At 71.4% G+C, this 21683-nt stretch carries 20 protein-coding genes; 13 read left to right on the forward strand and 7 right to left on the reverse strand.

Translation table 11 applies throughout. The annotated features are described in order from the left end of the window. Window positions 1-69: 69 nt before the first annotated feature. The 4 genes from pstS to DSY14_RS04025 all read left to right on the forward strand — a co-directional run bounded on the left by pstS (window position 70) and on the right by DSY14_RS04025 (window position 3641). Window positions 70-1227, forward strand: coding sequence for a phosphate ABC transporter substrate-binding protein PstS (gene pstS, locus DSY14_RS04010; RefSeq protein ID WP_211715067.1), 1158 nt, complete (start codon window positions 70-72; stop codon window positions 1225-1227). A gap of 159 nt (window positions 1228-1386) precedes the next feature. Beyond that, complete coding sequence (gene pstC / locus DSY14_RS04015) at window positions 1387-2391, forward strand: phosphate ABC transporter permease subunit PstC (RefSeq protein ID WP_211715068.1); 1005 nt, start codon at window positions 1387-1389, stop codon at window positions 2389-2391. Next, window positions 2388-3296, forward strand: coding sequence for a phosphate ABC transporter permease PstA (gene pstA / locus DSY14_RS04020; RefSeq protein ID WP_211715069.1), 909 nt, complete (start codon window positions 2388-2390; stop codon window positions 3294-3296). The genes pstC and pstA overlap by 4 nt, the downstream gene beginning before the upstream one ends. Before the next feature lie 126 nt (window positions 3297-3422). Beyond that, window positions 3423-3641, forward strand: coding sequence for an EF-hand domain-containing protein (locus DSY14_RS04025; protein ID WP_211715070.1), 219 nt, complete (start codon window positions 3423-3425; stop codon window positions 3639-3641). Window positions 3642-3859: 218 nt separating this feature from the next. Here DSY14_RS04025 and DSY14_RS04030 read toward each other — a convergent pair whose 3' ends face one another. The 3 genes from DSY14_RS04030 to DSY14_RS04040 all read right to left on the reverse strand — a co-directional run bounded on the left by DSY14_RS04030 (window position 3860) and on the right by DSY14_RS04040 (window position 6725). Beyond that, a complete protein-coding gene (locus tag DSY14_RS04030; protein ID WP_211715071.1) occupies window positions 3860-4705 on the reverse strand; it encodes a hypothetical protein in 846 nt (281 codons plus the stop codon). A gap of 157 nt (window positions 4706-4862) precedes the next feature. After that, on the reverse strand, window positions 4863-5765 hold the full coding sequence (locus DSY14_RS04035) for a LysR family transcriptional regulator (RefSeq protein ID WP_211715072.1): 903 nt from the start codon (window positions 5763-5765) through the stop codon (window positions 4863-4865). A gap of 249 nt (window positions 5766-6014) precedes the next feature. Next, complete coding sequence (locus DSY14_RS04040) at window positions 6015-6725, reverse strand: spermidine synthase (RefSeq protein ID WP_211715073.1); 711 nt, start codon at window positions 6723-6725, stop codon at window positions 6015-6017. Between the two features lie 113 nt (window positions 6726-6838). Here DSY14_RS04040 and DSY14_RS04045 point away from each other — a divergent pair, with 113 nt between their 5' ends. Continuing rightward, window positions 6839-7246 carry a DoxX family protein gene (locus DSY14_RS04045; protein WP_211715074.1) on the forward strand — a complete coding sequence of 136 codons (408 nt, stop codon included), beginning with the start codon at window positions 6839-6841 and terminating at the stop codon, window positions 7244-7246. Between the two features lie 10 nt (window positions 7247-7256). On the opposite strand, the gene DSY14_RS04050 is transcribed toward DSY14_RS04045, so the two are convergent. The 4 genes from DSY14_RS04050 to DSY14_RS04065 all read right to left on the reverse strand — a co-directional run bounded on the left by DSY14_RS04050 (window position 7257) and on the right by DSY14_RS04065 (window position 10110). Then, window positions 7257-7769 carry a hypothetical protein gene (locus tag DSY14_RS04050; RefSeq protein ID WP_211715075.1) on the reverse strand — a complete coding sequence of 171 codons (513 nt, stop codon included), beginning with the start codon at window positions 7767-7769 and terminating at the stop codon, window positions 7257-7259. A gap of 156 nt (window positions 7770-7925) precedes the next feature. Continuing rightward, entirely contained in the window at window positions 7926-8780 is an 855-nt protein-coding gene (hisG, locus tag DSY14_RS04055) for an ATP phosphoribosyltransferase (RefSeq protein WP_211715076.1), read from the reverse strand. A 93-nt stretch (window positions 8781-8873) separates the two neighbouring features. Continuing rightward, a complete protein-coding gene (locus tag DSY14_RS04060; RefSeq protein WP_211715077.1) occupies window positions 8874-9137 on the reverse strand; it encodes a phosphoribosyl-ATP diphosphatase in 264 nt (87 codons plus the stop codon). Window positions 9138-9279: 142 nt separating this feature from the next. Continuing rightward, window positions 9280-10110, reverse strand: a complete 831-nt coding sequence (locus tag DSY14_RS04065; protein WP_211715078.1) for an SDR family oxidoreductase — start codon at window positions 10108-10110, stop codon at window positions 9280-9282. A gap of 185 nt (window positions 10111-10295) precedes the next feature. Here DSY14_RS04065 and DSY14_RS04070 point away from each other — a divergent pair, with 185 nt between their 5' ends. The 8 genes from DSY14_RS04070 (at window position 10296) to DSY14_RS04105 (ending at window position 21598) form a co-directional block, all read left to right on the forward strand. After that, window positions 10296-11027 (forward strand): class I SAM-dependent methyltransferase, encoded by a 732-nt coding sequence (locus tag DSY14_RS04070; RefSeq protein ID WP_211715079.1) that lies wholly within the window; start codon window positions 10296-10298, stop codon window positions 11025-11027. An 849-nt stretch (window positions 11028-11876) separates the two neighbouring features. Then, the gene (locus tag DSY14_RS04075; RefSeq protein WP_211715080.1) at window positions 11877-14255 is read left to right on the forward strand and encodes a trehalase-like domain-containing protein; all 2379 of its coding nucleotides are present in this window, start codon (window positions 11877-11879) and stop codon (window positions 14253-14255) included. 146 nt (window positions 14256-14401) lie between these two features. Beyond that, the gene (locus DSY14_RS04080) at window positions 14402-15508 is read left to right on the forward strand and encodes a winged helix DNA-binding domain-containing protein (RefSeq protein ID WP_211715081.1); all 1107 of its coding nucleotides are present in this window, start codon (window positions 14402-14404) and stop codon (window positions 15506-15508) included. Window positions 15509-15581: 73 nt separating this feature from the next. Further along, window positions 15582-17153 carry a hypothetical protein gene (locus DSY14_RS04085; protein ID WP_211715082.1) on the forward strand — a complete coding sequence of 524 codons (1572 nt, stop codon included), beginning with the start codon at window positions 15582-15584 and terminating at the stop codon, window positions 17151-17153. A gap of 128 nt (window positions 17154-17281) precedes the next feature. Next, a complete protein-coding gene (locus tag DSY14_RS04090; protein WP_249187298.1) occupies window positions 17282-18259 on the forward strand; it encodes a DedA family protein in 978 nt (325 codons plus the stop codon). A 324-nt stretch (window positions 18260-18583) separates the two neighbouring features. Continuing rightward, window positions 18584-19990 carry a dihydrolipoyl dehydrogenase gene (lpdA, locus tag DSY14_RS04095; RefSeq protein ID WP_211715083.1) on the forward strand — a complete coding sequence of 469 codons (1407 nt, stop codon included), beginning with the start codon at window positions 18584-18586 and terminating at the stop codon, window positions 19988-19990. Window positions 19991-20286: 296 nt separating this feature from the next. Beyond that, window positions 20287-20985 (forward strand): hypothetical protein, encoded by a 699-nt coding sequence (locus DSY14_RS04100; RefSeq protein WP_211715084.1) that lies wholly within the window; start codon window positions 20287-20289, stop codon window positions 20983-20985. A 4-nt stretch (window positions 20986-20989) separates the two neighbouring features. Beyond that, entirely contained in the window at window positions 20990-21598 is a 609-nt protein-coding gene (locus tag DSY14_RS04105; RefSeq protein ID WP_307851123.1) for a mismatch-specific DNA-glycosylase, read from the forward strand. Window positions 21599-21683 lie beyond the last annotated feature (85 nt).

Raw genomic sequence — 21683 nt, forward strand, 5'->3', positions numbered from 1 at the left:
ACTTTCTACGCGCATAGTGTCGTTTCACGTCAGCCCCGACAGCGGTGATTCAACGAGGAGAACCACAACATGCGCAACGGGCGTTCCAAGCTCGCCGTTCTGGCGGCCATCCCCCTGCTCGCTGCGGCGTGCAGCAACGGTGACGAGGACAGCGGCAGCGCCGCGACCACCGACACCGAGCTCAGCGCCTCGCTGACCGGTGCCGGGGCCAGCTTCCCCGACCCGCTCTTCCAGGACTGGATCTACAGCTACGGCAACGACGTCCAGCAGGGCGTGGACATCAATTACCAGAGCGTCGGCTCCGGCGCGGGCATCGAGCAGTTCCTGGAGCAGACCGTCGACTTCGGTTCCTCCGAGGAGTTCCTCGGTGAGGAGGAGCTCGCGGCCGCCGCCGACGCCCGCGGCTGCGAAGCGGTCCAGTTCCCCGTCGTGTTCGGCTCCGTGGTCATCGCGTTCAACAACCCCGACCTGGACGGTCTGGTCCTGGACGCGCAGACCATCGCCGACATCTACTCCACCGAGATCACCTCGTTCGACGACCCGGCGATCGCGGAGCTCAACCCGGACCTGGACCTGCCCGACGACGAGATCGTCCCGGTCCACCGCTCCGACAGCTCCGGCACCACCGCGGTGTTCACCCACTACCTCACCACCGAGGTCGAGTCGTGGGCCGACGAGTACGGCGAGGGCAAGGAGCTCGACTGGGCCCCCGGCCTGGTCGGTGGCCAGCAGAACGACGGCGTCGCCCAGGGCATCAGCCAGAACCCCGGCGGCATCGGCTACGTGAACCAGTCCTTCGCCCAGGAGGCGGGCCTGTCCGTCGCCCAGGTCGTGAACGCCGACGGCACCCCGATCGAGCCGACGCTGGAGTCCACCATCGCCGCCTCCGAGGAGGCCGACGTTCCGGACAACTTCCAGTTCGCGATCGACGACATCGGTGGTGACGGTTACCCGATCGCCGGCACCAACTGGATCTTCACCTACACCTGCGGCTACGAGCAGGGAGCCGCCGACGCCATCATCGACTTCTGGACCTGGGCCCTGACCGACGAGGCCGCCCAGGACGTCGCCGGTGAGCTGGGCTACGCCCCGCTCGGCGACGAGCTGACCGACCGCGTCATCGCCGAGCTGGAGAAGACCAACTCGGAGAACGGCGACGCCGAGGGCGCAGAGGACGACGCCGAGGGTGACGACGCCGACGCCGAAGAGGGCGCCGACGAGGAGTAACCCTCCGCGGGGCCGGAGCCCGAGGCTCCGGCCCCTTCGTCTTCCCGACACGTCGGGGCCGGGACGCACGTTCCGGCCCCGCCCCCCACACCCCGGGGCGCGCAGGAACAGGGGTGAACCGCTCTCCGACTCCCACGAAAGCCATCAAGGAGAAGCACCATGTCCACTCAGGCCCCCGAGGCCTCGGCCCCGGAGGAACCCCGGCGCGGGTCCCTCAGCTCGGGCAAGGGGCGGCTGGCCGACCCGATCTTCAGATGGGTCGTCGCGGCCTGCGGAACGATCGTGCTGATCATCCTGGCCCTGATGGTGATCCGCACCACCTCCGAAGCCTGGCCCGTCTTCGTCAAGGAGGGCTTCTTCGGCTTCCTCACCGGCGAGGAGTGGACCACCGGCAGCTCCCGTACCGAGATCACCGGTACCTACGGAGCCTGGCCGTTCATCTACGGCACCCTGGTCACCTCGGCCATCGCCATCGTGATCGCGCTGCCGCTGGCGATCATGGTCGCCTTCTACATCACGCACCTCGCCCCGCGCCGCCTGGCCAAGCCGCTCTCCTACACGGTGGAGCTGCTCGCCGCGGTGCCCAGCGTCATCTTCGGCCTGTGGGGCCTGCACTGGTTCCTGCCGAACGTGCTGCGCCCCTTCTTCGAGGTGCTCGAAAGCGTCCTCGGCTGGTTCTTCCTCTTCGAGGGCCCCATCCGCGGCGTCGGCTACCTGGCCGCCGGGATCGTCCTGGCCATCATGATCCTGCCGATCATGACCGCCATCATCCGCGAGGTCATCGCGGTGCACCCGATCGACCAGCGCATGGCCGCCTACGCCCTGGGATCCACCCGGTGGGAGGTCCTGCGCAAGGTGGTGCTGCCCGCCAGCTTCTCCGGCATCGTGGCCGCCGCCATGCTGGGTCTGGGCCGCGCACTCGGCGAGACCATCGCGGTCCTGATGCTCATCGGTGGCTCCCAGTCCTGGGGGACGAGCCTGTTCGGCACCGGCAGCAGCATGGCCTCGCACATCGCCGCGACCTTCGGTGAGGCCGGCCCCGAGGCCAGGACCGCCCTGATGGCCATCGGTGTCGCCCTGTTCCTGGTCACGATGATCGTCAACATCCTCGCCCGCGTCATCGTCTGGCGCCTGGGGCGCATGACGGGAGACGCCGCCGTATGAGCACCATGACCTCGACTCCACCGCGCAAGCACGTTCCGCTGAGTCAGCGCCCCCCGGGTTCGGGCTTCCGACGCTTCAAGGACCGCACCGCCACCGTGGCCCTGACCATCGCGATGATCCTCGCGATGATCCCGCTGGCGCTCATCATCTTCGAGGTGACCCGTCGCGGCATCGGCGTGGTCAACCTGGACTTCATCACCCAGACCGAGCCCCCGCCCCGGCGTGACGGCGGCGGCTACGCGGCCGGGTTCTTCGGGACCCTGTACATCATGGCGCTGTCCGTCCTGATGTCGATCCCGTTCGGCATCGCCACGGCGGTGTACATCGTCGAGTACGGGCCCAACCGGATGACCTCGGCGATCCGCTTCTTCACCGACGTGATGACCGGTATCCCCTCGATCTTCGTGGGTCTGTTCGTGTACGGCCTGCTGGTGATCGGCTGGGGCGGTCTGGGCTTCGGTACGTTCGTCGGCGCCGTCGCCATCGCCGTGATGATGCTGCCCATCGTGACCAGGTCCGCGGAGGAGATGCTGCGGCTGGTCCCGAACGAGATGCGCAACGCCAGCTACGGCCTGGGCGCGCGCAAGTGGCAGACCATCGTGCACACGGTGCTGCCCGCGGCCGCGCCGGGCCTGACCACCGGTTCCATGCTGGCCATCGCCCGCGGTATCGGTGAGACCGCACCGCTGCTGCTCACCGCCTTCGGTTCGGGGCTCATCGTCACCGCCTTCCAGGGCAGCCCGCAGGGTGCCGTGCCGATGCAGCTGTACCGGGGCGCCGCCCAGCCCTTCGAGGCCGGTATCGACCGGGCCTGGGGCGCGGCGCTGTGCCTGTTCGTGCTGGTGCTGGCGTTCACGCTCGTCGCGCGTTGGGTCGGCTCCAAGGCCTCGACCAACAACCACTGAGCCACCGCGTGTCCGTACGGGGCCGTGTTCCTTCGGGAGCACGGCCCCGACCGCCTTTCCAGGCCCGACGGGCGACGGTAGCCTTGCGCGAACCCTCGACCCGAGACGATCCGGAGTGTGACCCCGATGCCCGAGACCACCGAGTACGCCGCCACCTTCGCCCTGGTGGACGCCGACGGCGACGGCCTCATCTCCGCCGAGGAGCTGGCCTCCCTGATGCGCAACCTGGGTGACGAGACCACCGACGAGCAGGCCGCCGAGGTGGTCCGGGCGATGGACGCCGACGGCGACCGGCGCATCTCGCTGGAGGAGTTCGCCCGCTACATGTCGCGGCACCAGGGCTGAGGTCGGGGCGGGACCCGCGCCGTCCCGCGCGGATGGACCGGTCGGCACGGCCGCGCCGCACCGGGCTCACGGCCCACCGGATCCTCGATGGCGCCCGTGGCGGGTGCGGCGACGACGAGGCCCCCGGCGTGTACACGCCGGGGGCCGGCGCCCGGTCAGGAGACACCGAGCGCGGGGAAGGGGACCCGCCCGGGGAGGGAAGGGGCGGCTCCCATGGTCTACCGGTGGAACTCCTCGCGCTCGGCGACGAGGCGACGCACCCCCGCGGCCACCGCCTCGGGGTCGGGCCGTTCGCCCGAGACCTCGGCCAGCGCCGCGTGCAGGTTCACCAGGTGCCGTTCGGGTGCGACCCGCCAGCGGTCGAACAGCCCCGACCGCAGGGCCTGGTGCAGCGCCGACCGGGCGGTGGCCCCGGCCTCGCGAGCCCGTGTCGCCGCCTGCCGGAGCGCTTCCAGATAGGCCAGACGGTGGGCGACCGCCCGCTCGACGTCGGCCCCGGAGATGAGCATGCCGTGGCTGCCGACGACCTGATCGGGATCGCACGCCCGGATCCACTCCAGCGCCTGCCGCGCGTGGGTGGGCGCGAGCCCCCACAGCTCCGGCGCCACCGGGGCCAACAGGTCTCCGGCCAACACGATCCGGTCCTGTTCGTCCCGGACGAGCATCCGTTCCGGGCCGGCGGCGTGCATGGTGACCCCGGGCAGGCCCGGGAGCGGGGCGTGGTGAGTGGCCACACGTGAGGGACCGGAGGTGGCCGGCGCGATCCGCCCGGCGTGGCCGCGCTCGGCGTGCTCGGGAGTGCGCTCGGAGGCCCCGTGGTCCCGGCCCAGCCACACCATGCGGCGCAGCACCAGTTCGGGTGCGGCCACGGCGACCTCGGCCAGGAGCGCCTCGGTGGCCTCCATGGTCATTCCGTGGTCGACCACGGTCAGTTCGGCGCCGCGGCCGATGAGGAGGCTGGCCCCCGGAGTCGACGTCCACCGCGTGGTCCACACGCGTCCGCTGAGGCGGGTCAGGGTGGCGGCCCCGGGGTCGTGGCCGGTACGGGTGAGCGTCGCTTCCATCCTGCCTACCTCCTGATCCGTGCGGGCGTCACGGCCGCCCGAGTCGGACAGGAGTCCGGGCGACCACCCTCAGGTGATCACGGCAGGCCCCCGTATGGGGTGCACAATTCGCAACGCCGACCCCTTGACAACGGGGTGATGATGCGTTCACGGCAGGTCACAACTCGTGGAGGGCGTCCAGGTTGTTGTGGCACAGCACCGCGAGTTCGTACAGGGCCTCCAGTGCCGGCGGCACCGAGTCGCCCGCACGGATGGCCACGCCCAGCTTGACCTCGCGACCGGCGAGCGGCACGAACCGGGTGTGCGCGGTCTCGAAGGCACCTTGGGCGAACATCGTGTGGAGCGCGACGTTGCCGGTCACCTCCACCGCCGCGCCGACCTGCTCCGGGGTCTCCAGGATGGTGGAGCGGGAGGCCCCATGGACGGGGACGTCGTCCATCCACCGCGCGTAGCGCGATCCCCCGGGGTCGGCGTAGAGCCACTCGGCGTCGGCCACGTCGTTGGGGCTCAGCCATTCGGCGTCGGCCAGCTCGGAACTGCGCGGGACCACCACGGCCCTTGAGGAGGTGGTCGTGGTGTGGGTCCGGTAGCCGAGTTCGGCCACCTCGTCCCCCAGGAGTTGGCAGAACGCGATGTCGGCCGAGGCGAGCGGGTCCGACAGGCTGTGCGAGTCGACCGGCACGTGCGCCAGACGCACCTGGGGCCAGCGGGCACGCCACTCCTCCAGGATGGCCGGCCCCGTGTCCGCGAGCGCCGCGCCCAGGACGGCCACCCGGATCAGCTCGGTGCCGGCCTCCTCGTCCCCGTAGGCGGCCACCGAGTCGAAGCGGCGGCGGGCGCTCTCGCCCCAGGAGAGGTAGCGTCGCCCGAGCTCGGTGATCTGGGGAGCACGCCCCTTACCGCCGCGGTCCACGATGCGTCCCTGCACAAGAGCCTCCAGGCTACTGATCTTGCGACTGGCGGCGGCCGGGCTGAGGTAGACCGCCGCGGCCGCCTCACTGATGCTGTCGCACACGCTGATGGCGCGTACGAGGTCGATGGTGGTGGAGTCGATCGACACAGCGGGGCCTCCCAGGGGATCGAGATGTCCCGGGGACGGTACGTGGTCGCACCACCGCGCCGAGCCAATCCCCGGTCAAGGATTGCTCTGGTTTTCCCACTTTCCCCCTACCCACCGACGCGCGGCTCGAACAGCCACGCGGACCGGAGGGTCGGTCCCGGCGGTGGGCGCGACACGACGGTGGCCTCGGTGCGGTGCGCACCGAGGCCACGATCGGCGCACGTCGAGGCGCCGATCCCCGCGCAGGTCCTAGAGAGGACGCGAGGCGAGGTAGACGGTGTCCGGGACGCCTCGGGCGACCACGACCTCCACGACCTCGACCTCGGCGAAACGGCCGCGGAGCAGCTCCTCGAAGCTGTCGACGGCGTTGGCGCTCCAGAACGACAGGACCCCGCCGGGGGCCAGGAGCCGGGTGAGTCGCTCCAGGCCCGCCGCCTCGTACAGGCGGTTGTTGTTCTCCACGACGGTCCAGTCCGGACCGTTGTCGGTGTCCAGGCAGATGACGTCGTAGCGGTCGGGCGCCTCCCGTGCGGAGGCCTCCGCCAGCCAGGCGACGATGTCGGCGTTGTACACCCGACAACGCGGGTCACGGTGGACGAAGTCGGCGGCCTCACCGAGTTCGTCGTCGTGCCAGGCGATCACCTGCGGTTCCAACTCCACGACGTCCACGCGTGAGACCCGGGGGTGGTCCAGCGCCTCGCGGGCGGAGAAGCCCACGCCCAGACCGCCGATCAGCACCCGTGCGTGGGAACGCCCCTGGGGCAGGGTGCTCAGGCTCGCGCGGACCATCTCCCGTTCCGAGGTCCCGTCACGGGTGTCCATGAGGAAGACCCCGTTGGAGTAGATCTCGTAGTGCGCGCCCACACGGCGCAGCACCAGATCGCCACCGGTCTCTCCGGTCACGCGGGCCACGGTGACCGTCTCCTCTTGGGGGGCGAGGTGTCGCGTTCGCTGGTTCATGGCCCCATTGTGCCCGCGGCGGCCCCGCCGTGGGCGCGTTGCGGGGCGATGCCCGCCCCGATTCTTACCGGCGAGTAGGTTGGGGCGTGGCGCGAAGAGAGAGGAGTGAGTTCATGGGTTCCCTTCTGAACCGGCTGCGCGGGGTGGCCCCACGTGCCCTCGGAGGCGCGTTCCTCGCCTCGGGGGTGCTGCACTTCGCCGCGCCCCGCCCCTTCGAGGCGATCATGCCGCGTCGGCTGCCGGCCCACCGTGCGTTCGTCTACGGGAGCGGCGCGGTCGAACTGGCCTGCGGGATCGGTCTGCTGACCCGACAGAGGTGGGCCGGGCCCGCCTCTGCCGCGCTGTTGCTGGCCGTGTGGCCTGCCAACGTACAGATGGCGCTGGACTCGGGTTCGGGGCGGCTTCCCGGTCCGGCCGACAACAGGTGCCTCGCGTGGGCACGCGTCCCCTTGCAGATCCCCCTGATCTGGGCCGCCCTCCAGTCCGAACCGCGGGCCTGCGGCGAGCACCGACGCTCCTAGCGGGCCGGGGTCACGCGGCCGGGGTCGGATCGTCCTCCGTCGCGTGGCCCCGATGCGTCTCCATGGCGGCCAGGGCCCGCCGTCGAAGGACGGTGCTCTCGAAACACGTGTAGCCGGCGAGCAGCGAGGCGGGGACGGCCATGCCGAGCCCCAGGATCGGATCGTCGCCGAAGAGGGCGGCGGCGACCGCCATGACGAACAGGAACACGGTCGGTCCCCCGACGCCGCGTGGCTGCCAGGGGTTGAACGTGTACCAGTAGTGCTCCCAGGCCAGCAGGTACACCAACCGGCCCGGCCCCGGGTCCTCCACCCGTTCCCGCCGGCGGATCGCGGCGGCGGCCCGACGTCGGCGTGCGGAGAAGTACGGTGCCCGGTCGATGAGCCGGTCCCGGAACTCCTGGCCTCGCGCGTACCCGCCGTCCGGTCGGGACCGCAGCACCATGCTGGTGATGATCAGACCGCCGGTCACCAGGATGAAGATCCAGGTGGCCCAAGGGAACAGCGTGTCGTCAGGGAGGGTCACCGGGACTCCGATCCGTCGGGGGCGGGAGCGGAGGTGATTCCCCGGAGCTATCCGTCGAACCCCGCGGGATGACGACACTCCGGCACGGGGCGCACGCGCGACCGCGCCGGAACGCACCGGCCGGTCCGGGTTCGCGGGCCGGCCGGTGCGCCGGTCCTACAGGCGGCAGGCGTAGATGTCGGTGACCAGGATGGCGCGGGCGCCGAGCTGCCAGAGGTCGTCCATGATGCGCTGGGCCTCCTTGCGCGGCACCATCGAACGCACGGCGACCCAGCCCTCACGGTGCAGGGGGGAGACGGTCGGCCCCTCCATGCCCGGGGTGAGCGCGACCGCCGACTCCAGGTTCTCGGCGTGCACGTCGTAGTCCATCATCACGTAGTCACGGGCGACCAGGACACCGCGCAACCGGCGCAGCAGCTGCTCGATCTGCGGGTCCTCCGGGGCGTCCGTGGGTCGGATGACGACGGCCTCGGAGACCAGGATGGGGTCGCCGAAGGTCTCCATCCCGGCGTTGCGCAGCGTGGTGCCGGTGGAGACCACGTCGGCCACCGCGTCGGCCACGCCCAACTGCACGGAGCTCTCCACGGCGCCGTCGAGGTGGATGACGCGCGCGTCCACGCCCTGCGACTCCAGGTAGGAGCGGAGCAGGCCGTCGAAGGAGGTGGCGACGCGCTTGCCGTGGAGGTCGGCGACGGTCATGCCGGCACCGCCGGGGGCGGCGAAGCGGAAGGTGGAGCCGCCGAAGCCGAGGGCGAGGACCTCGTCGACGGGGGCGCCGGAGTCCCTCAGCATGTCGCGGCCGGTGATCCCGGCCTTGAGGATGCCCTCACCGACGTAGACGGCGATGTCCTTGGGCCTGAGGAAGAAGAACTCGGTGTTGTTGTCCGGGTCGACCAGCACGAGGTCGCGGCTGCTCTTGCGCTGCCGGTACCCGGCCTCGGTGAGCATCTGGACGGCGGGTTCGGAGAGCTGCCCCTTGTTGGGCACGGCGATTCTGAGCATGTCGGGCATGACGTGGGTTCCTTGAGTCGCTCTGGGATGTTCCGGGGACGTCCGGTGGGCCGGTGCACGCTCGCGCCCCGGGAGGGCGCGGTGCGTGACGGCCTACAGATGCTTGTAGACGTCCTCGAGCCGCAGGCCACGGGCCAGCATCAGAACCTGGAGGTGGTAAAGGAGCTGCGAGATCTCTTCGGCGGCCTCGTCGTCCGACTGGTACTCGGCGGCCATCCAGACCTCGGCGGCCTCCTCGACGACCTTCTTGCCGATGGCATGGACGCCGGCGTCGAGTTGGGCGACGGTCCCGGACCCCTCAGGGCGGGAGCGTGCCTTCTCGGACAGCTCGGCGAACAGCTCTTCGAAGGTCTTCATGGTCTCTTTCCTCGACCGACAGTGCGCTACCAGGGTAGGCGCATCGGCCCCCCGGCGAGCAACCGGGGAGGAGAAGTCTCACCATGTGAGAGCGGCCGGTGGCACGGATCACCCGGAGTCGGACACGGCGCGTCGGGCGCGGTCAGGCCATCCGGCGGGCCAGGGCGCGCATCACGAAGCGCGGCAGCAGGCGCAGGGCTCCGCGGGCCACCTGGTACTGCGGTCCACTGATGACCGTGGGGCGCCCCGCGGACCACGCGGTGAGCGCGTCGCGCACGACGTGCTCCTTGGGCACGAACGCGAACTCGGGCAACCCCTGGGCCTGTACCTTCCGGGTCATGTCGGTGCGCACGAAGCCGGGCAGCACGGTGGTGACGTGCACCCCCTGGCCGCGCACCTCGGCGGCGACGCTCTCGCCCCACAGGGCGATGAACTTCTTGCCCGCCCCGTAGACCGAACCGCCCGGGTTGACGGGGATCTCGCCGGCCATCGAGGACACGTTCACCACGCCCAGCGTGCGTTGCTCCCCGGCGGCGCGTCGGGCGATCTGGACCGGCAGCACGGCCCGGGTGAGATGGAGGACCGCGCGGACGTTGATGTCGAGCATGGCGTCGATCGCGGCGGTGTCCTGCGCGGCGAACGTCCCGCCGTCGCCGCGTCCGGCGTTGTTGACGAGCAGGTCGATGGGGGCGCGCCCGTCGGATCCGTCGGCGGAGAGGCGTTCGGTGACGGAGGCCACACCTTCGGGGGTGCCGAGGTCGGCGACGATCGTCTCGACGACGGTGCCGTAGCGCTCCCGGAGGTCGACCGCGAGTTCCTCCAGCAGTTCCCGTCTGCGCGCGACGACGACGAGGGCGTGACCGCGCTGGGCGATCCTGCGCGCGAACTCCTCACCGATCCCGCCGGAGGCGCCGGTGACCAGCGCCGTCCTGGGGTGGTCGGGGGTGGGGGATGTGCTGTCCGCTGCGCTCATGGACCCAGGGTAGAGCGTGGCGCCGCACCGCACGGGCCTGTCACCGGCGGCCGAGACGGACCAGGACAACGGTGGAGGAACCGCCTTCGGTTCCCATTGCAACGGTGGTGATACCCACCCGGTGATTCTCGGACAAATGGGACCGCGGTCACGTCGGAGCACCTTCGAGGCGTTAGCGTTCACTCATGTCCGAGACTCAGAGCCCCACCGGACCCTTTTCCGCCCTCAGACTCGAGGAGCGCCTGCGTGACACCAGGTTGTTCTTCGGTCAGGCGCTGCGAACCTTCCATGCGACGGGTTCCATCCTGCCGAGCAGCAGCGCGCTCGCCCACGCGATGGCCGAGCACGTCCGCGAGCGCCCCGACCCCGACGGGTCGTTGCGCATCCTGGAGGCGGGCGCCGGCACCGGCGCCATCAGCCGGGGGATCGCCGCGGCCATGCGCCCGGGCGACACCCTGGACCTCGTGGAGGCCAACCCGGAGTTCGCCGCCTACGTCGAGGAGCTGCTGACGAGCGACCCGACGATGTCCCGGATCGCCGACGCCGCCTCGGTGCACGCCTGCCTCGTGAACGACATGGGCACCGACCGTACGTACGACGTGATCGTGTCCGGCCTGCCGTTCGCCAACTTCACCGCGGAGCAGGTGGAGGAGATCCTCGACTACTACTTCACCGTGCTCCGCCCGGGCGGGACGCTGTCCTTCTACGGCTACCTGTACACCAAGGAGGTCAAGGCGGTCATCGCCCGGCGCGAGGACTACCTGCGCCAGGCCCGCAGCGGTTGGGTGGTCCAGGACCGGATCGAGCGCTACGGCATCGCTTCGGAGAAGGTGTTCGCGAACGTGCCGCCGGCGTGGGTGCACCACCTGCGCAAACCGGAAGGGGAGTCGTCGAGCGACCGCCCACGCACCGTCTGAGTCGATCCCTCTCCGTCGGTACCGCCCGTGACCGGGTGGGCGGTCGCACCGCCCACCCGGTCCTTTCGTGCGCCGACCGAGGCCGACGGGATCCGGACCTCCCGCTCCCGCGAGGGGGACGCCGCCACGAGCGCGCGGGTCCGAGGCCATGGCCGCTGGGGTAGGCACCACCGCCCTCGACGCCGCCACGAGCGCGCGGGTCCGACACCCGTCGACCGCCGACATCCCCGGGGACACCCGCCCCGGGTTCCGCCCCACGGGACCCTCCACTCTTCCCGCTCGCTCCCCGAGTCCGTGCTCGCGAGCCCGGCGGGCCGGCGAGCCGTCCACAAGTTGTGGACGAATCCCGGCGCCTCCCGGGGGAGGAACCGAGGAACCGTCCACAGGCTGTGGACGGACGGCCTCCGCCCCCGTATCCGAGACCACCCGCCGGACGGGACCTCCACCGGCGGCCGGGAAAAGATGAGGAACAGGCCCGGATTTCTCCGATCCCGCCGCCGCGGACCGGGAACGAAAGGCACGTGATCCGGACGACGGACACGCTTCGGGTCATCTTGTGATCTGGGTCACTGAATCCTCGGTTCGCGTGATCCTTGTGACGCGGGTAGTCTCGCGTTGACCTTTGGGGGAGACGACCTTTTCCGGAACGACCGGCATCACCCGGTTCGCCAGACAGTGCGTTAAAAGTTCCTGATGTCTGTTCAAAGTCCCCCGAGGCTCATCCCGCGCCACCATCCCTGCGTCTACGTTTTTCACACCGAACCCGTGTGAACCGACAAGCATGTGCGCGGAGTCCTACATTTCACCTAAATTTCCCAGGTCATGTAGTAGGCCAGTGGAGGAGGCAACGTGACGCTCACCCAGGCGGTCGAAGCGGCTCCGGCGACACCCAAGAGTGGGACCGACACGACCATCGAGGCCGTGGCCCTCGACGTCCGCCAACGCGTCTCCGCGCTCGCCCGCACCTCACGCCTCCTGGTCGCCTGCGACTACGACGGCGCCCTCGCCCCCATCGAGTCCGGCCAACGCAGCCCGCTGCCCGAGGCGGTTCGTGCCCTGCGCGACCTGGCCGAACTGCCCGGCACGGTGTGCGCGGTCGTCTCCGCCCGCCCCCTGCGCGACCTCGCCGCGCTGTCCCGTCTGCCCTCCGAGGTCCGCCTCGTCGGGGCGCACGGCACCGAGTTCGACACCGACCTCACCATCGACCCCAACGCCACCGCCTCCGACGCCGCGGCCACGGACAAGTCCACCGCCCTCGAACTGCTGCGCGAGCAGGTCGACGCCACCGCCCTCCTCTACATCGGTGGCGGCGACGGCGAAGAGCCGGTGTTCATGAACCTCAACACCGGGGCCGACGCCGGCGTCCGCGTGGGCACCGAACCCACCGTCGCCGCGCACAGCGTCTCGGACACCCCGGCCGCCGCCGGTCTGCTGGCCCTGCTCGCCACTGAGCGTCGCTCCTGGGTGTTCGGCGAACGGCCCACCCCGATCGAGCGCATGTCCATGCTGTCCAACCAGGCCTCCGTGGCCCTGGTCGGCCCGGACGCGCGCCTGCTGTGGTTCTGTCACCCCGAACCCGACTCCAACGCGCTGTTCGCCGAGGTGCTCGGCGGCCGTCAGGCCGGGGTGTTCGCGATCGCCCCCGCCCATGGTGGGCTGCCCCTGGGCCAGCGCTACCTGCCGGGCACGATGACCGTGCGCACCCGTTGGTCGCGCCTGGAGGTCACCGACTACCTCGCCCACGACACCGAGCCCGGACGCACCGACCTGATCCGCGTGATCGGCGGCGTCACCCCGGCCACGATCGAGTTCGCGCCACGGCCCGACTTCGGTCGCGCGCCGATCCGTATCACCGTCGAGCCCGAGGGTCTGCGGATCCAGGGCGCCGACTTCCCCATGGTGCTGCGGTCGCCCGGCGTGGAGTGGCACGTGGACCACGACGGCACCGACGACGTCGCCCGCGCCACCGTCCACCCGCGCTCGGAGCGTCCCGTGGTGCTGGAGCTGCGGTGCGGTACCGACTCGCTGGCCGCGGAGGGGCGCACCGAGGGCGAACGCCAGGAGACCGCCACCCGGCACTGGTCGCACTGGTTGGACACCCTGGAGCTCCCCGCCACGGAGAAATCCCTGGCCGCCCGCTCCGCGCTCACCCTGCGGGGCCTGTGCACCCCCACCGGCGGTGTCATGGCCGCGGCGACCACCTCGCTGCCCGAGGAGATCGGCGGCGTCCGCAACTGGGACTACCGCTACTGCTGGCTGCGCGACGGCGCGCTCACCGTCCAGGCGCTGGTCACCCTCGGCTCCAACGCCGAGGCCGAGGCCTTCCTGGACTGGGTGCACGGCGTCGTGGACTCCCTGCCCTCGCCGGAACTGCTGCGCCCGCTCTACAGCCTGCGCGGCACCGACCTGGGCCCGGAGGAGACCATCGACTCCCTGTCCGGATACGCGGGCTCCCGCCCGGTGCGCATCGGCAACCTCGCCGACCACCAGGTCCAGCTGGACGTGTTCGGGCCCGTCGTCGAGCTCATCGGTCACCTGTCCGAGGCGCGCGGCCGGTTGGCCGACCGCGACTGGGACCTGGTCCGCGCCATGGCCGAGGCGGTCGCCCGCCGTTGGCACGAGCCGGACCACGGCATCTGGGAGGAGCGCGACGAGCCCCGCCAGCGCGTCTACTCCAAGGTGATGTGCTGGGTGACCCTGGACCGCGCCCTGAAGTTCGCCGAGACCTACGGTCGCACCGCCGACGACGGCTGGCGGGCGCTGCGCGAGGAGATCGCCGCCGAGGTCCTCGACAAGGGCTGGAACGAGACCGCCCAGGCCTACACCACCGCCTACGACGGCACCGACCTGGACGCCGCCTCCCTCCACATCGGCCTGTCCGGCCTGATCGACCCGGCCGACGAGCGGTTCCAGGCGACCGTCACCGCCATCGAGGCCGAGCTCCGCAGCGGCCCCACCGTCTACCGGTACCACCGCGACGATGGCCTGCCCGGCGGTGAGGGCGGCTTCCACCTGTGCACCACGTGGCTGATCGAGGCCTACCTGCTCACCGGGCGTCGTGCCGAGGCCGAGGAACTGTTCAAGCACCTGGTGGACGCGGCCGGCCCCACCGGCCTCATCCCCGAGGAGTTCGACCCGGTCACCGAGCGCGCCCTGGGCAACCACCCGCAGGCCTACTCGCACCTGGGTCTGATCCGCTGCGCCCGACTCCTCGACGGGCACCACTGACACACCGATCCTCAGGACCGACCTCGGGCCGACGCCCCACCCCTCGGTGGCGTCGGCCCGAGGCGTTCCGGTGGCGGCCTCCGTGGACCGTCGGTGCGCGCGGGTAGGGTTCCGGCACGCACCGGACCGACCCCGGAGGTCTCCCGATGTCCACCGTTCTCAGTCGTCGCGCCCTCAACCGCGCCACCCTGGCCCGCCAGCACCTGCTCGCGCGTGTGGACCTCCCGGCCGTCGACCTCGTCACCCGTCTGGGCGGGCTCCAGGCGCAGACCACGCACTCCTGGTACGTCGCCTTCCAGAGCCGCCTGCGCGAGCCCGATCCCGAGGCGGTGGGCCGGACCCTCACCGACGGTGGTCTGGTGCGGATGTCGCTGATGCGCTCCACCCTGCACCTGGTCACCCCCGAGGACGCCCGGTGGCTGCGCGGCACCACCCGCGAGGTCATGGCCCGGGACCTGGCGCACAGTACCCACGGCAGGGCGACCGCCGGCCTTGACCTCGACGCCGTGGTCGACCTGGGACGGGCGATCCTCGAGGAACGCCCCCTCGGCCCGAAGGACCTGGGCGCACGCCTGGCCGAACGGTGGCCGGAGGTTCCCGGCACCCACCTCGCGTACGTGGTGCGCTGCCTGCTCCCGGTGGTCCAGATCCCGCCGCGCGGTGTGTGGGGCGCCGTGGGAAGCCCGGTGTTGGCGCCCGCGGACACCTGGACCGGTCTGCCCATGGACGCCGCACCCGACCACGAGCGGCTGGTGCTGCGCCACCTGGCCGCGTTCGGACCCGCGAGTGTGCGGGACGTCCAGGCGTGGTCCGGACTGACCCGCCTCGCGCCGGTCGTGTCGGGCCTGCGGGACCGGTTGGTGACCTTCCGGGACGAGGCGGGGGCGGAACTGTTCGACCTGCCCGACGCGCCGCGGCCCGGCCCGGACGTCCCGGCACCGGTGCGTTTCCTGTACGACTTCGACAACGTGCTGCGCGCCCACGCCGACCGCACCCGGATGATCTCCCCGGACTCCCTGCGCCGCGTCACGGCGCGCAACGGGATGCCGCCCGCGACGGTGCTCGTGGACGGGTCGGTCGCGGCCTCCTGGAAGGTGGATCGCGACCGCCGGGCGAGGACCCTGGACGTGTTCCCCTTCCGCCCCCTCGACGGCTCGGAGACCGAGGAGATCATCGAGGAGGGACGACGACTCCTCGCCTTCCTCTCCCCCATCCAGGAGGGACACGAGATTCGACTCCACGATCCCGACTGACCTTCCGGTCACCCGGTTCGTGCACATGCATCCGGCCCACCGCCGTTCCGGGCGGGTATGACAGGATTCTGGGGTGACTGAAGAGTTCCGCGCCGCGTTCCAACGTGTGCTCGACACCGCCGCCGGGCAGGCCCCCGACTTCTCCGAGGCCGTGCAGGAGGCCTTTCGGCTGTCCTCCACGGTGCCCCCGGAGGAACTCGAGGTCGCGCTGGAGGCCCTGGCCCCGGTGTTGGGCGACTGTGAGCCCCACGCGGGCGTCGCGGCCGACCTCTCGGTGCTGGCCGGAGCCCTGGTCGAGTCGGGTGCCCCCGCCGGGCAGGCCGGCCTGGAGGTACTGCGGCAGCTCGGCGCCTACGGACAGGCCGCCGTCGCCTTCATGCACGCCTGGGAGAAGACCGGTGGAGGTCCGCCGCCCGCCCCGGCCGTGGTGGGCGAGGACGAGGAGAGGCGGGTCGAGGAGGTCCTCGGCGACAACGCCCCCCTGGCCACCGCCGGTTGGTGGACCGCGCAGCGCTACGGGCTGGCGGCCAAGGCCATGCTGAGCGACTCCGGGGTGCGTTCGGCCGTGCGCGCCGACAGCAGCGCCCTGGAGGGCCTGAGCCAGATCGTCCAGGCGTTGTCCACCGGACTGAGCGAGTACACCGAGGTCGCCGAGCTCCTGCGGATGGCCGAGCTGAGCCGGATCCTGGTCCTGGACCGTGCCTCCTGGCGGGGGTTCCGCGTGCGTTTCGACGGCGTCGGCGACAACTTCCAGCTGCACACCCTGCTCGCCGACGCGTTGATCGGCAAGGAGGGGCTGCGACTGCCCGGTACACGACCCGACCCGCGCTGGGTCGCGGCATCGATGAACGCCACGGTGGACCCCCTGGCCGACGTCGTGCGGGGCGAGTGGGACCTCGTGGGCGGCGACGGCTCCTGGGTGGGCAACGAGGCGCACCCGGGCGACATCCCCGAGGTGGACGGCGAACGCGTCCTGGTGCTCGAACCCCAGTCGCTGCTGCACTCCTGGCGCGCCGGCCGGCGCCACCCGCACATCCACGGGTCACTCACGGTCCAGTCCGAACTGCACCCGGAGGAGACGGCCGCCTGGTGGTCGCGCGTCCATCCGGCCGGGACGATCCGCCACCCGCAGGCACCGCAGATCGAGAACGACGACACCGGTTCCTACCGGCGACCGCCGCGGCACTTCGGTGTGGCCGCCCACTTCGCCGAAGTGGACTCGGGCCCTCCGTCGACGCCCTTCGCCGCCCTCGCGCCGGAGCCGGATCCCCTCTCCCCCGGGCCGGCCCCGGCCGGCGACCCCGCGTTCGGCACCGGCACCTCGCACCCGGCGCCCGGGCACCCGGAGGAGGAGCCCGACGAGTTCGCGGTACCGGCCCCCTGGGCCGGCGCCCCACCACCGTTGATCGACGAGGAGGCGCACGCCCTCCCCGATCTGGGCCCCTTCCGGGACCCGGATCCGTTCGGCGGCGCACGGGAGCGTGCCGTCGACGCGCCCGCCGATCCCACCGGCGACCCCACCACGGCCCCCGCGAAGGACCGGGCTCCGGGCTCCCGCCTGCTGCCGCCGATGCCTCCCGGGGTGTCGGACGGTTCCACCTGGGCACCACACTGGAAGTGGCCCATGGAACCACCCCGACGCTGACCACGCCCCGGGGCGACCCCACGGCCCTCGCACATGACACTTGTCATCCGGATCGCACGCACGCCTCACACCGGTCCGGTGATTCCTACGACTATCGCGCGAGAACGCCCTCGCGGGAACCTGGGGACATGATGACGACGCCCGTTCCCCAGCACGACGCCGAACACCCCGGCCCCGGCGACGCCCCGGAACCGCGGGCCCCTCGCCCCACCCGCGAGGAGGCCGTGCAGCGGGCGTTGGAGCGGTTCGAGGAGCGTGAGCAGGAGCTCGCCAAGGAGCAGATCCGCGGCATGCGCCTGTGGGAGGGCAAGGCCGAACGCCAGGACAAGGTCCTGCTCACCCTGTTCATCGCGATCCCCGCGCTCATGACGCTCACGATCCCGCTGCGTCCACTGCTCCTCGCGGACCACCCGGTGCCGCTGGCCCTGATCACCGGCAGCTACGCCGCGATCGGGGCGGGCGGCGCCTTCGCCGGGGTGGGCGAGGGCACGCTGTGGGCGATCATCCTGGCGGGCGTCATCGGCAAGATCAAGGCCAGTTGGCTGTTCTGGTGGGTGGGTCGACGCTGGGGGGTGCGCTTCATCCGCTTCGCCGTGCCGAGCGAGCGCGCCCAGCGCTTCGCCACCCGGCTCAAGGGGATGAACCCCTGGGTCCTGCGCGTCCTCATCCCCCTCGGCTACCTGCCCGGGGTCCCCACGATGGTCGTCTGCGTCCTGGCCGGCACCAGCGGCATGCGGCTGCGCACCTACCTGCTCCTGGACGCCCTGGGCGCCCTCATGGTCACGGCGTCGGTCGCCTACATCGGCTTCGCCTCCGGGCAGGGCGGGGTGGACGTCGTCCTGCTGGTCGACAGGTACGCCCTGTGGATCATGCTCGCGCTGATCATCGGTATGGCCATGTACCCCGTGTTCACCTCCGTCCGCGACCAGAGGGCGCGCAAGGCCGAGGCGATCCGTGCCGCCGAGGCCGAGTACGACGCCGCGACCGCCGAGGGCCCGCACACGGGCACCACCGGGAAGACCCCCGCGGGCGCCGCCGGGACGGCCCCCTCCACCGGCGGCACGGCCTCCACACCCACCACCACCGGCGCAGACGACACCGAGTGATCACCGTCGGACTCCGGGTAGCCCACAGGTGGGGCGAGCGCGACTAGGCTGTGCCCGCACGGCCTCCGCCGCGTTTCGTCCCGTGTTCGGATACCCGGCGGCAGGGCAGGAACCTGAGGGGCCCGCGGTGTGGTGGCTCGTACCTCGCGATCCCACCTCCGGTCCCGTCCCGGGTGCGCCGGAGGCACGGTCCGCCGGCGCCCGAACAAGAGAACACCCCCTGTGGTCCGACACACAGGCTCTGAGCCGGCACGCGGCAGCCCGACACCCCGGGCACGCCGGCTGCACCGGGTGCGTCACCAACACACTCAAGGAGATCCCGTCATGGGACAGCAACACTTCGATCTGGTGGTCCTCGGCGCCGGGCCCGGCGGTTACGTCGCGGCGATCCGCGCCGCCCAACTCGGCCTCACGACCGCGGTCGTCGAGGAGAAGTACTGGGGCGGGGTCTGCCTCAACGTCGGCTGCATCCCTTCCAAGGCGCTCCTTCGCAACGCCGAGCTGGCGCACCTGTTCCACAACGACGCCGACACCTTCGGCATCAAGGTGGACGGCACGGTCGAGTTCGACTACGGCAAGGCGTTCGGGCGCAGCCGTGAGGTGGCGGACGGCCGGGTCAAGGGCGTCCACTTCCTGATGAAGAAGAACAAGATCACCGAGCTCGACGGGCGTGGCACCTTCGTCGACGACCACACCATGAAGGTCGAGAAGGCGAGCGGCGAGACCGACACGGTCACCTTCGACAACGCGATCATCGCCGCCGGATCCTCCACCAAGCTCATTCCGGGGACCTCGCTCTCCGAGCGCGTGGTCACCTACGAGGAGCAGATCCTCAGCGAGGAACTGCCCGGGAGCATCGTCATCGCGGGCGCCGGCGCCATCGGCGTCGAGTTCGCCTTCGTGATGGCCAACTACGGGGTCGACGTGACCATCGTGGAGTTCCTCGACCGCATGGTGCCGCTGGAGGACGAGGAGGTCTCCAAGGAGATCGCCCGCGCCTACAAGAAGCTCGGTGTGAAGGTCCTGACCTCCACCAAGGTGGAGAAGGTCGAGGACACCGGTTCGGGCGTGCGGGTCACCGTGACCGGTACCGACGATCAGCAGCAGGTCCTGGAGGCCGACAAACTGCTCCAGGCGATCGGGTTCTCCCCCAACGTCGAGGGCTACGGTCTGGAACGCAGCGGTGTCGAGCTCACCGACCGGGGGGCGATCGCCATCGACTCCCGGGGCCGCACCAACGTGCCGCACATCTACGCGATCGGCGACGTCACCGCCAAGCTCATGCTGGCGCACACGGCCGAGGCCATGGGCATCGTCGCCGCGGAGACCATCGCGGGCGCCGAGACACAGGAGATCGACTACCGGTTCATCCCCCGGGCCACCTACTGCCAGCCGCAGATCGCCAGCTTCGGTTACACGGAGAACGAGGCCAGGGAGGCGGGCTTCGACGTCCAGGTCGCCAAGTTCCCGTTCATGGCCAACGGGAAGGCGCACGGCCTCGGCGACAGCCGCGGGTTCGTCAAGATCCTCTCCGACGGCCGGTACGGCGAGTTCCTGGGCGCCCACCTGGTGGGGCCGGACGTCACCGAACTGCTGCCGGAGCTCACGTTGGCCCAGCAGTGGGACCTGACGGTGCACGAGGTGGCGCGCAACATCCACGCCCACCCGACCCTCAGTGAGGCCGTCAAGGAGGCCGTGCACGGCCTGTCCGGGCACATGATCAACTTCTGACCGCCCCGACGGCGGTCGGTCGGTGCGGGGCCGGAACGGGAGACGCTCCCGAGCCGGCCCCGCCGTCGTCTCCGGGCCCGCACCGGCCGGCGGCAGCGGCGATCCGGGGCGCCCACCCGGGCCGACGGCCACGCGACGCGAGCCGCGTGAGGCCGGCGAAGGACGTTCACGACCCCGCGGAACCGTCGCGGCCCGCCGAGGGCGACCCCGACGGCCCTCGGAGTTGCTAAGTTTCCCTGTGTCCCCCGCCGGCTCCCCTCCCACGAGCCCGGCGCACCCCGAACCGAAAGCCACCCATGCGCCTGATCCCGTCCTCTCCCCTGTCATGCCTGGGCACGGCCGTCGCCGCGGTCCTCATCGGCGGTGTCGTCCTCGTCGGCTGCGACGCGGTCGACCTCGATCTGGATCTGAGCCTCTCCGGCGGCGACGGGGCGGACGCCCCGGACGGGGAGGCGAGCGCGAGCCCCGACCCCGACGCCGAGGACACGGAGGACACCGAGGAGCAGGACGCCTCGGCCTACGGTCTGCCGGAGTCGTGCGAGGCCGCCGGAGCCGCCCAGATCGTCGGCGACCTCGCCCCCGGCACCGTCCTCACCGAGGAGAGCGGGGAGGTCGATGGGGTCGAGGACACCGAACAACTCTCCTGCACCTTCAGTGACGGCGGCACCGGCCCGGGCACCGCCTCCTTCACCCTCGTGTTCACCTCCGGGGCCGACCCCAGCGCCAACCCGGACGTCGTCCAGGTGCCCGGCGCGGAGGCCGAGATGAACTGGGAGGTGGACGTCGACGTGGACGTGGACACCTACCACACGGAGGAGTCCGACGACCTCGGCGGCGACCTGGAGTACGTGGGCACCGTGGACGGTTCCAGCCGCCACCTCTACCTGGAACTGCCGGGCGACTTCTACGTGACCGCGGTGGCCTACCACGAGGACGTCGAACGCGGCGACCTGGAGCGCGTCGTCCTGCAGGCCGCCGGGCAGATCCGCAACTGACGGCGTGGCGACGGGGAGCGGGGCCGGGCCCGAGCGCGGCGTCGGCGGGTTCACCCGCGCCGAGCTGGAGGCCGGACGCGACCTCCTGCTGCCGGACGTGCTCGAAGAGGGGCTGACCGTGGTCTTCTGCGGGCTCAACCCCGGGCTGACCAGCGCCGTGCGCGGACACCACTTCGCGGGTCCCGGCAACCGGTTCTGGCCCGCCCTCGGGCGGTCCGGGTTCACCCCGGGCCGGTACCCGCCCGACCGGGACCGGGAACTGCCGCGACTGGGGCTGGGGTTCACCAACCTGGTCGCCCGGACCACCCGCGGCTCCGACGAGCTCGCCCCCGAGGAGTTCGTGCGGGGAGCGCGGGACCTGCGCCGCAAGGTCTTGGAACTGCGGCCGACCTGGCTGGCCTTCCTGGGGATCACCGGTTATCGCGCGGCGTTCGGGGAGCGACGGGCGGGGGTCGGCCCCCAGGCGGCGACGATCGGTGGGACCCGCCTGTGGGTCCTGCCCAACCCCAGCGGACGCAACGCGCACTACGCGCCCGACGCCCTCGCCGAGGAGTTCGTCCGCCTGCGCGAGGCGGCGGGCCTGCCCGACCGCGCGGTGGATCCCGACGCCTGATGAACGAGGAGGGGCCGCCGACGCGTGGTCGGCGGCCCCTCTCCCGTGTCCCGTGCAGGCCGTGTTCCTCAGGTCCTCCCCGGGT

Origin of the sequence: Nocardiopsis sp. MG754419, assembly GCF_018207095.1 — a bacterium.
In the GTDB taxonomy this organism is placed as follows: domain Bacteria; phylum Actinomycetota; class Actinomycetes; order Streptosporangiales; family Streptosporangiaceae; genus Nocardiopsis.

Coding starts and splice junctions, on each gene's coding strand:
- lpdA (WP_211715083.1), top strand. CDS start 18,584: ATGGGACAGCAACACTTCGATCTGGTGGTCCTCGGCGCCGGGCCCGGC.
- DSY14_RS04090 (WP_249187298.1), top strand. CDS start 17,282: ATGATGACGACGCCCGTTCCCCAGCACGACGCCGAACACCCCGGCCCC.
- DSY14_RS04030 (WP_211715071.1), bottom strand. CDS start 4,705: ATGGAAGCGACGCTCACCCGTACCGGCCACGACCCCGGGGCCGCCACC.
- DSY14_RS04045 (WP_211715074.1), top strand. CDS start 6,839: ATGGGTTCCCTTCTGAACCGGCTGCGCGGGGTGGCCCCACGTGCCCTC.
- DSY14_RS04100 (WP_211715084.1), top strand. CDS start 20,287: ATGCGCCTGATCCCGTCCTCTCCCCTGTCATGCCTGGGCACGGCCGTC.
- hisG (WP_211715076.1), bottom strand. CDS start 8,780: ATGCCCGACATGCTCAGAATCGCCGTGCCCAACAAGGGGCAGCTCTCC.
- DSY14_RS04040 (WP_211715073.1), bottom strand. CDS start 6,725: ATGAACCAGCGAACGCGACACCTCGCCCCCCAAGAGGAGACGGTCACC.
- DSY14_RS04025 (WP_211715070.1), top strand. CDS start 3,423: ATGCCCGAGACCACCGAGTACGCCGCCACCTTCGCCCTGGTGGACGCC.
- DSY14_RS04060 (WP_211715077.1), bottom strand. CDS start 9,137: ATGAAGACCTTCGAAGAGCTGTTCGCCGAGCTGTCCGAGAAGGCACGC.
- DSY14_RS04070 (WP_211715079.1), top strand. CDS start 10,296: ATGTCCGAGACTCAGAGCCCCACCGGACCCTTTTCCGCCCTCAGACTC.
- DSY14_RS04080 (WP_211715081.1), top strand. CDS start 14,402: ATGTCCACCGTTCTCAGTCGTCGCGCCCTCAACCGCGCCACCCTGGCC.
- pstC (WP_211715068.1), top strand. CDS start 1,387: ATGTCCACTCAGGCCCCCGAGGCCTCGGCCCCGGAGGAACCCCGGCGC.
- pstS (WP_211715067.1), top strand. CDS start 70: ATGCGCAACGGGCGTTCCAAGCTCGCCGTTCTGGCGGCCATCCCCCTG.
- DSY14_RS04065 (WP_211715078.1), bottom strand. CDS start 10,110: ATGAGCGCAGCGGACAGCACATCCCCCACCCCCGACCACCCCAGGACG.
- pstA (WP_211715069.1), top strand. CDS start 2,388: ATGAGCACCATGACCTCGACTCCACCGCGCAAGCACGTTCCGCTGAGT.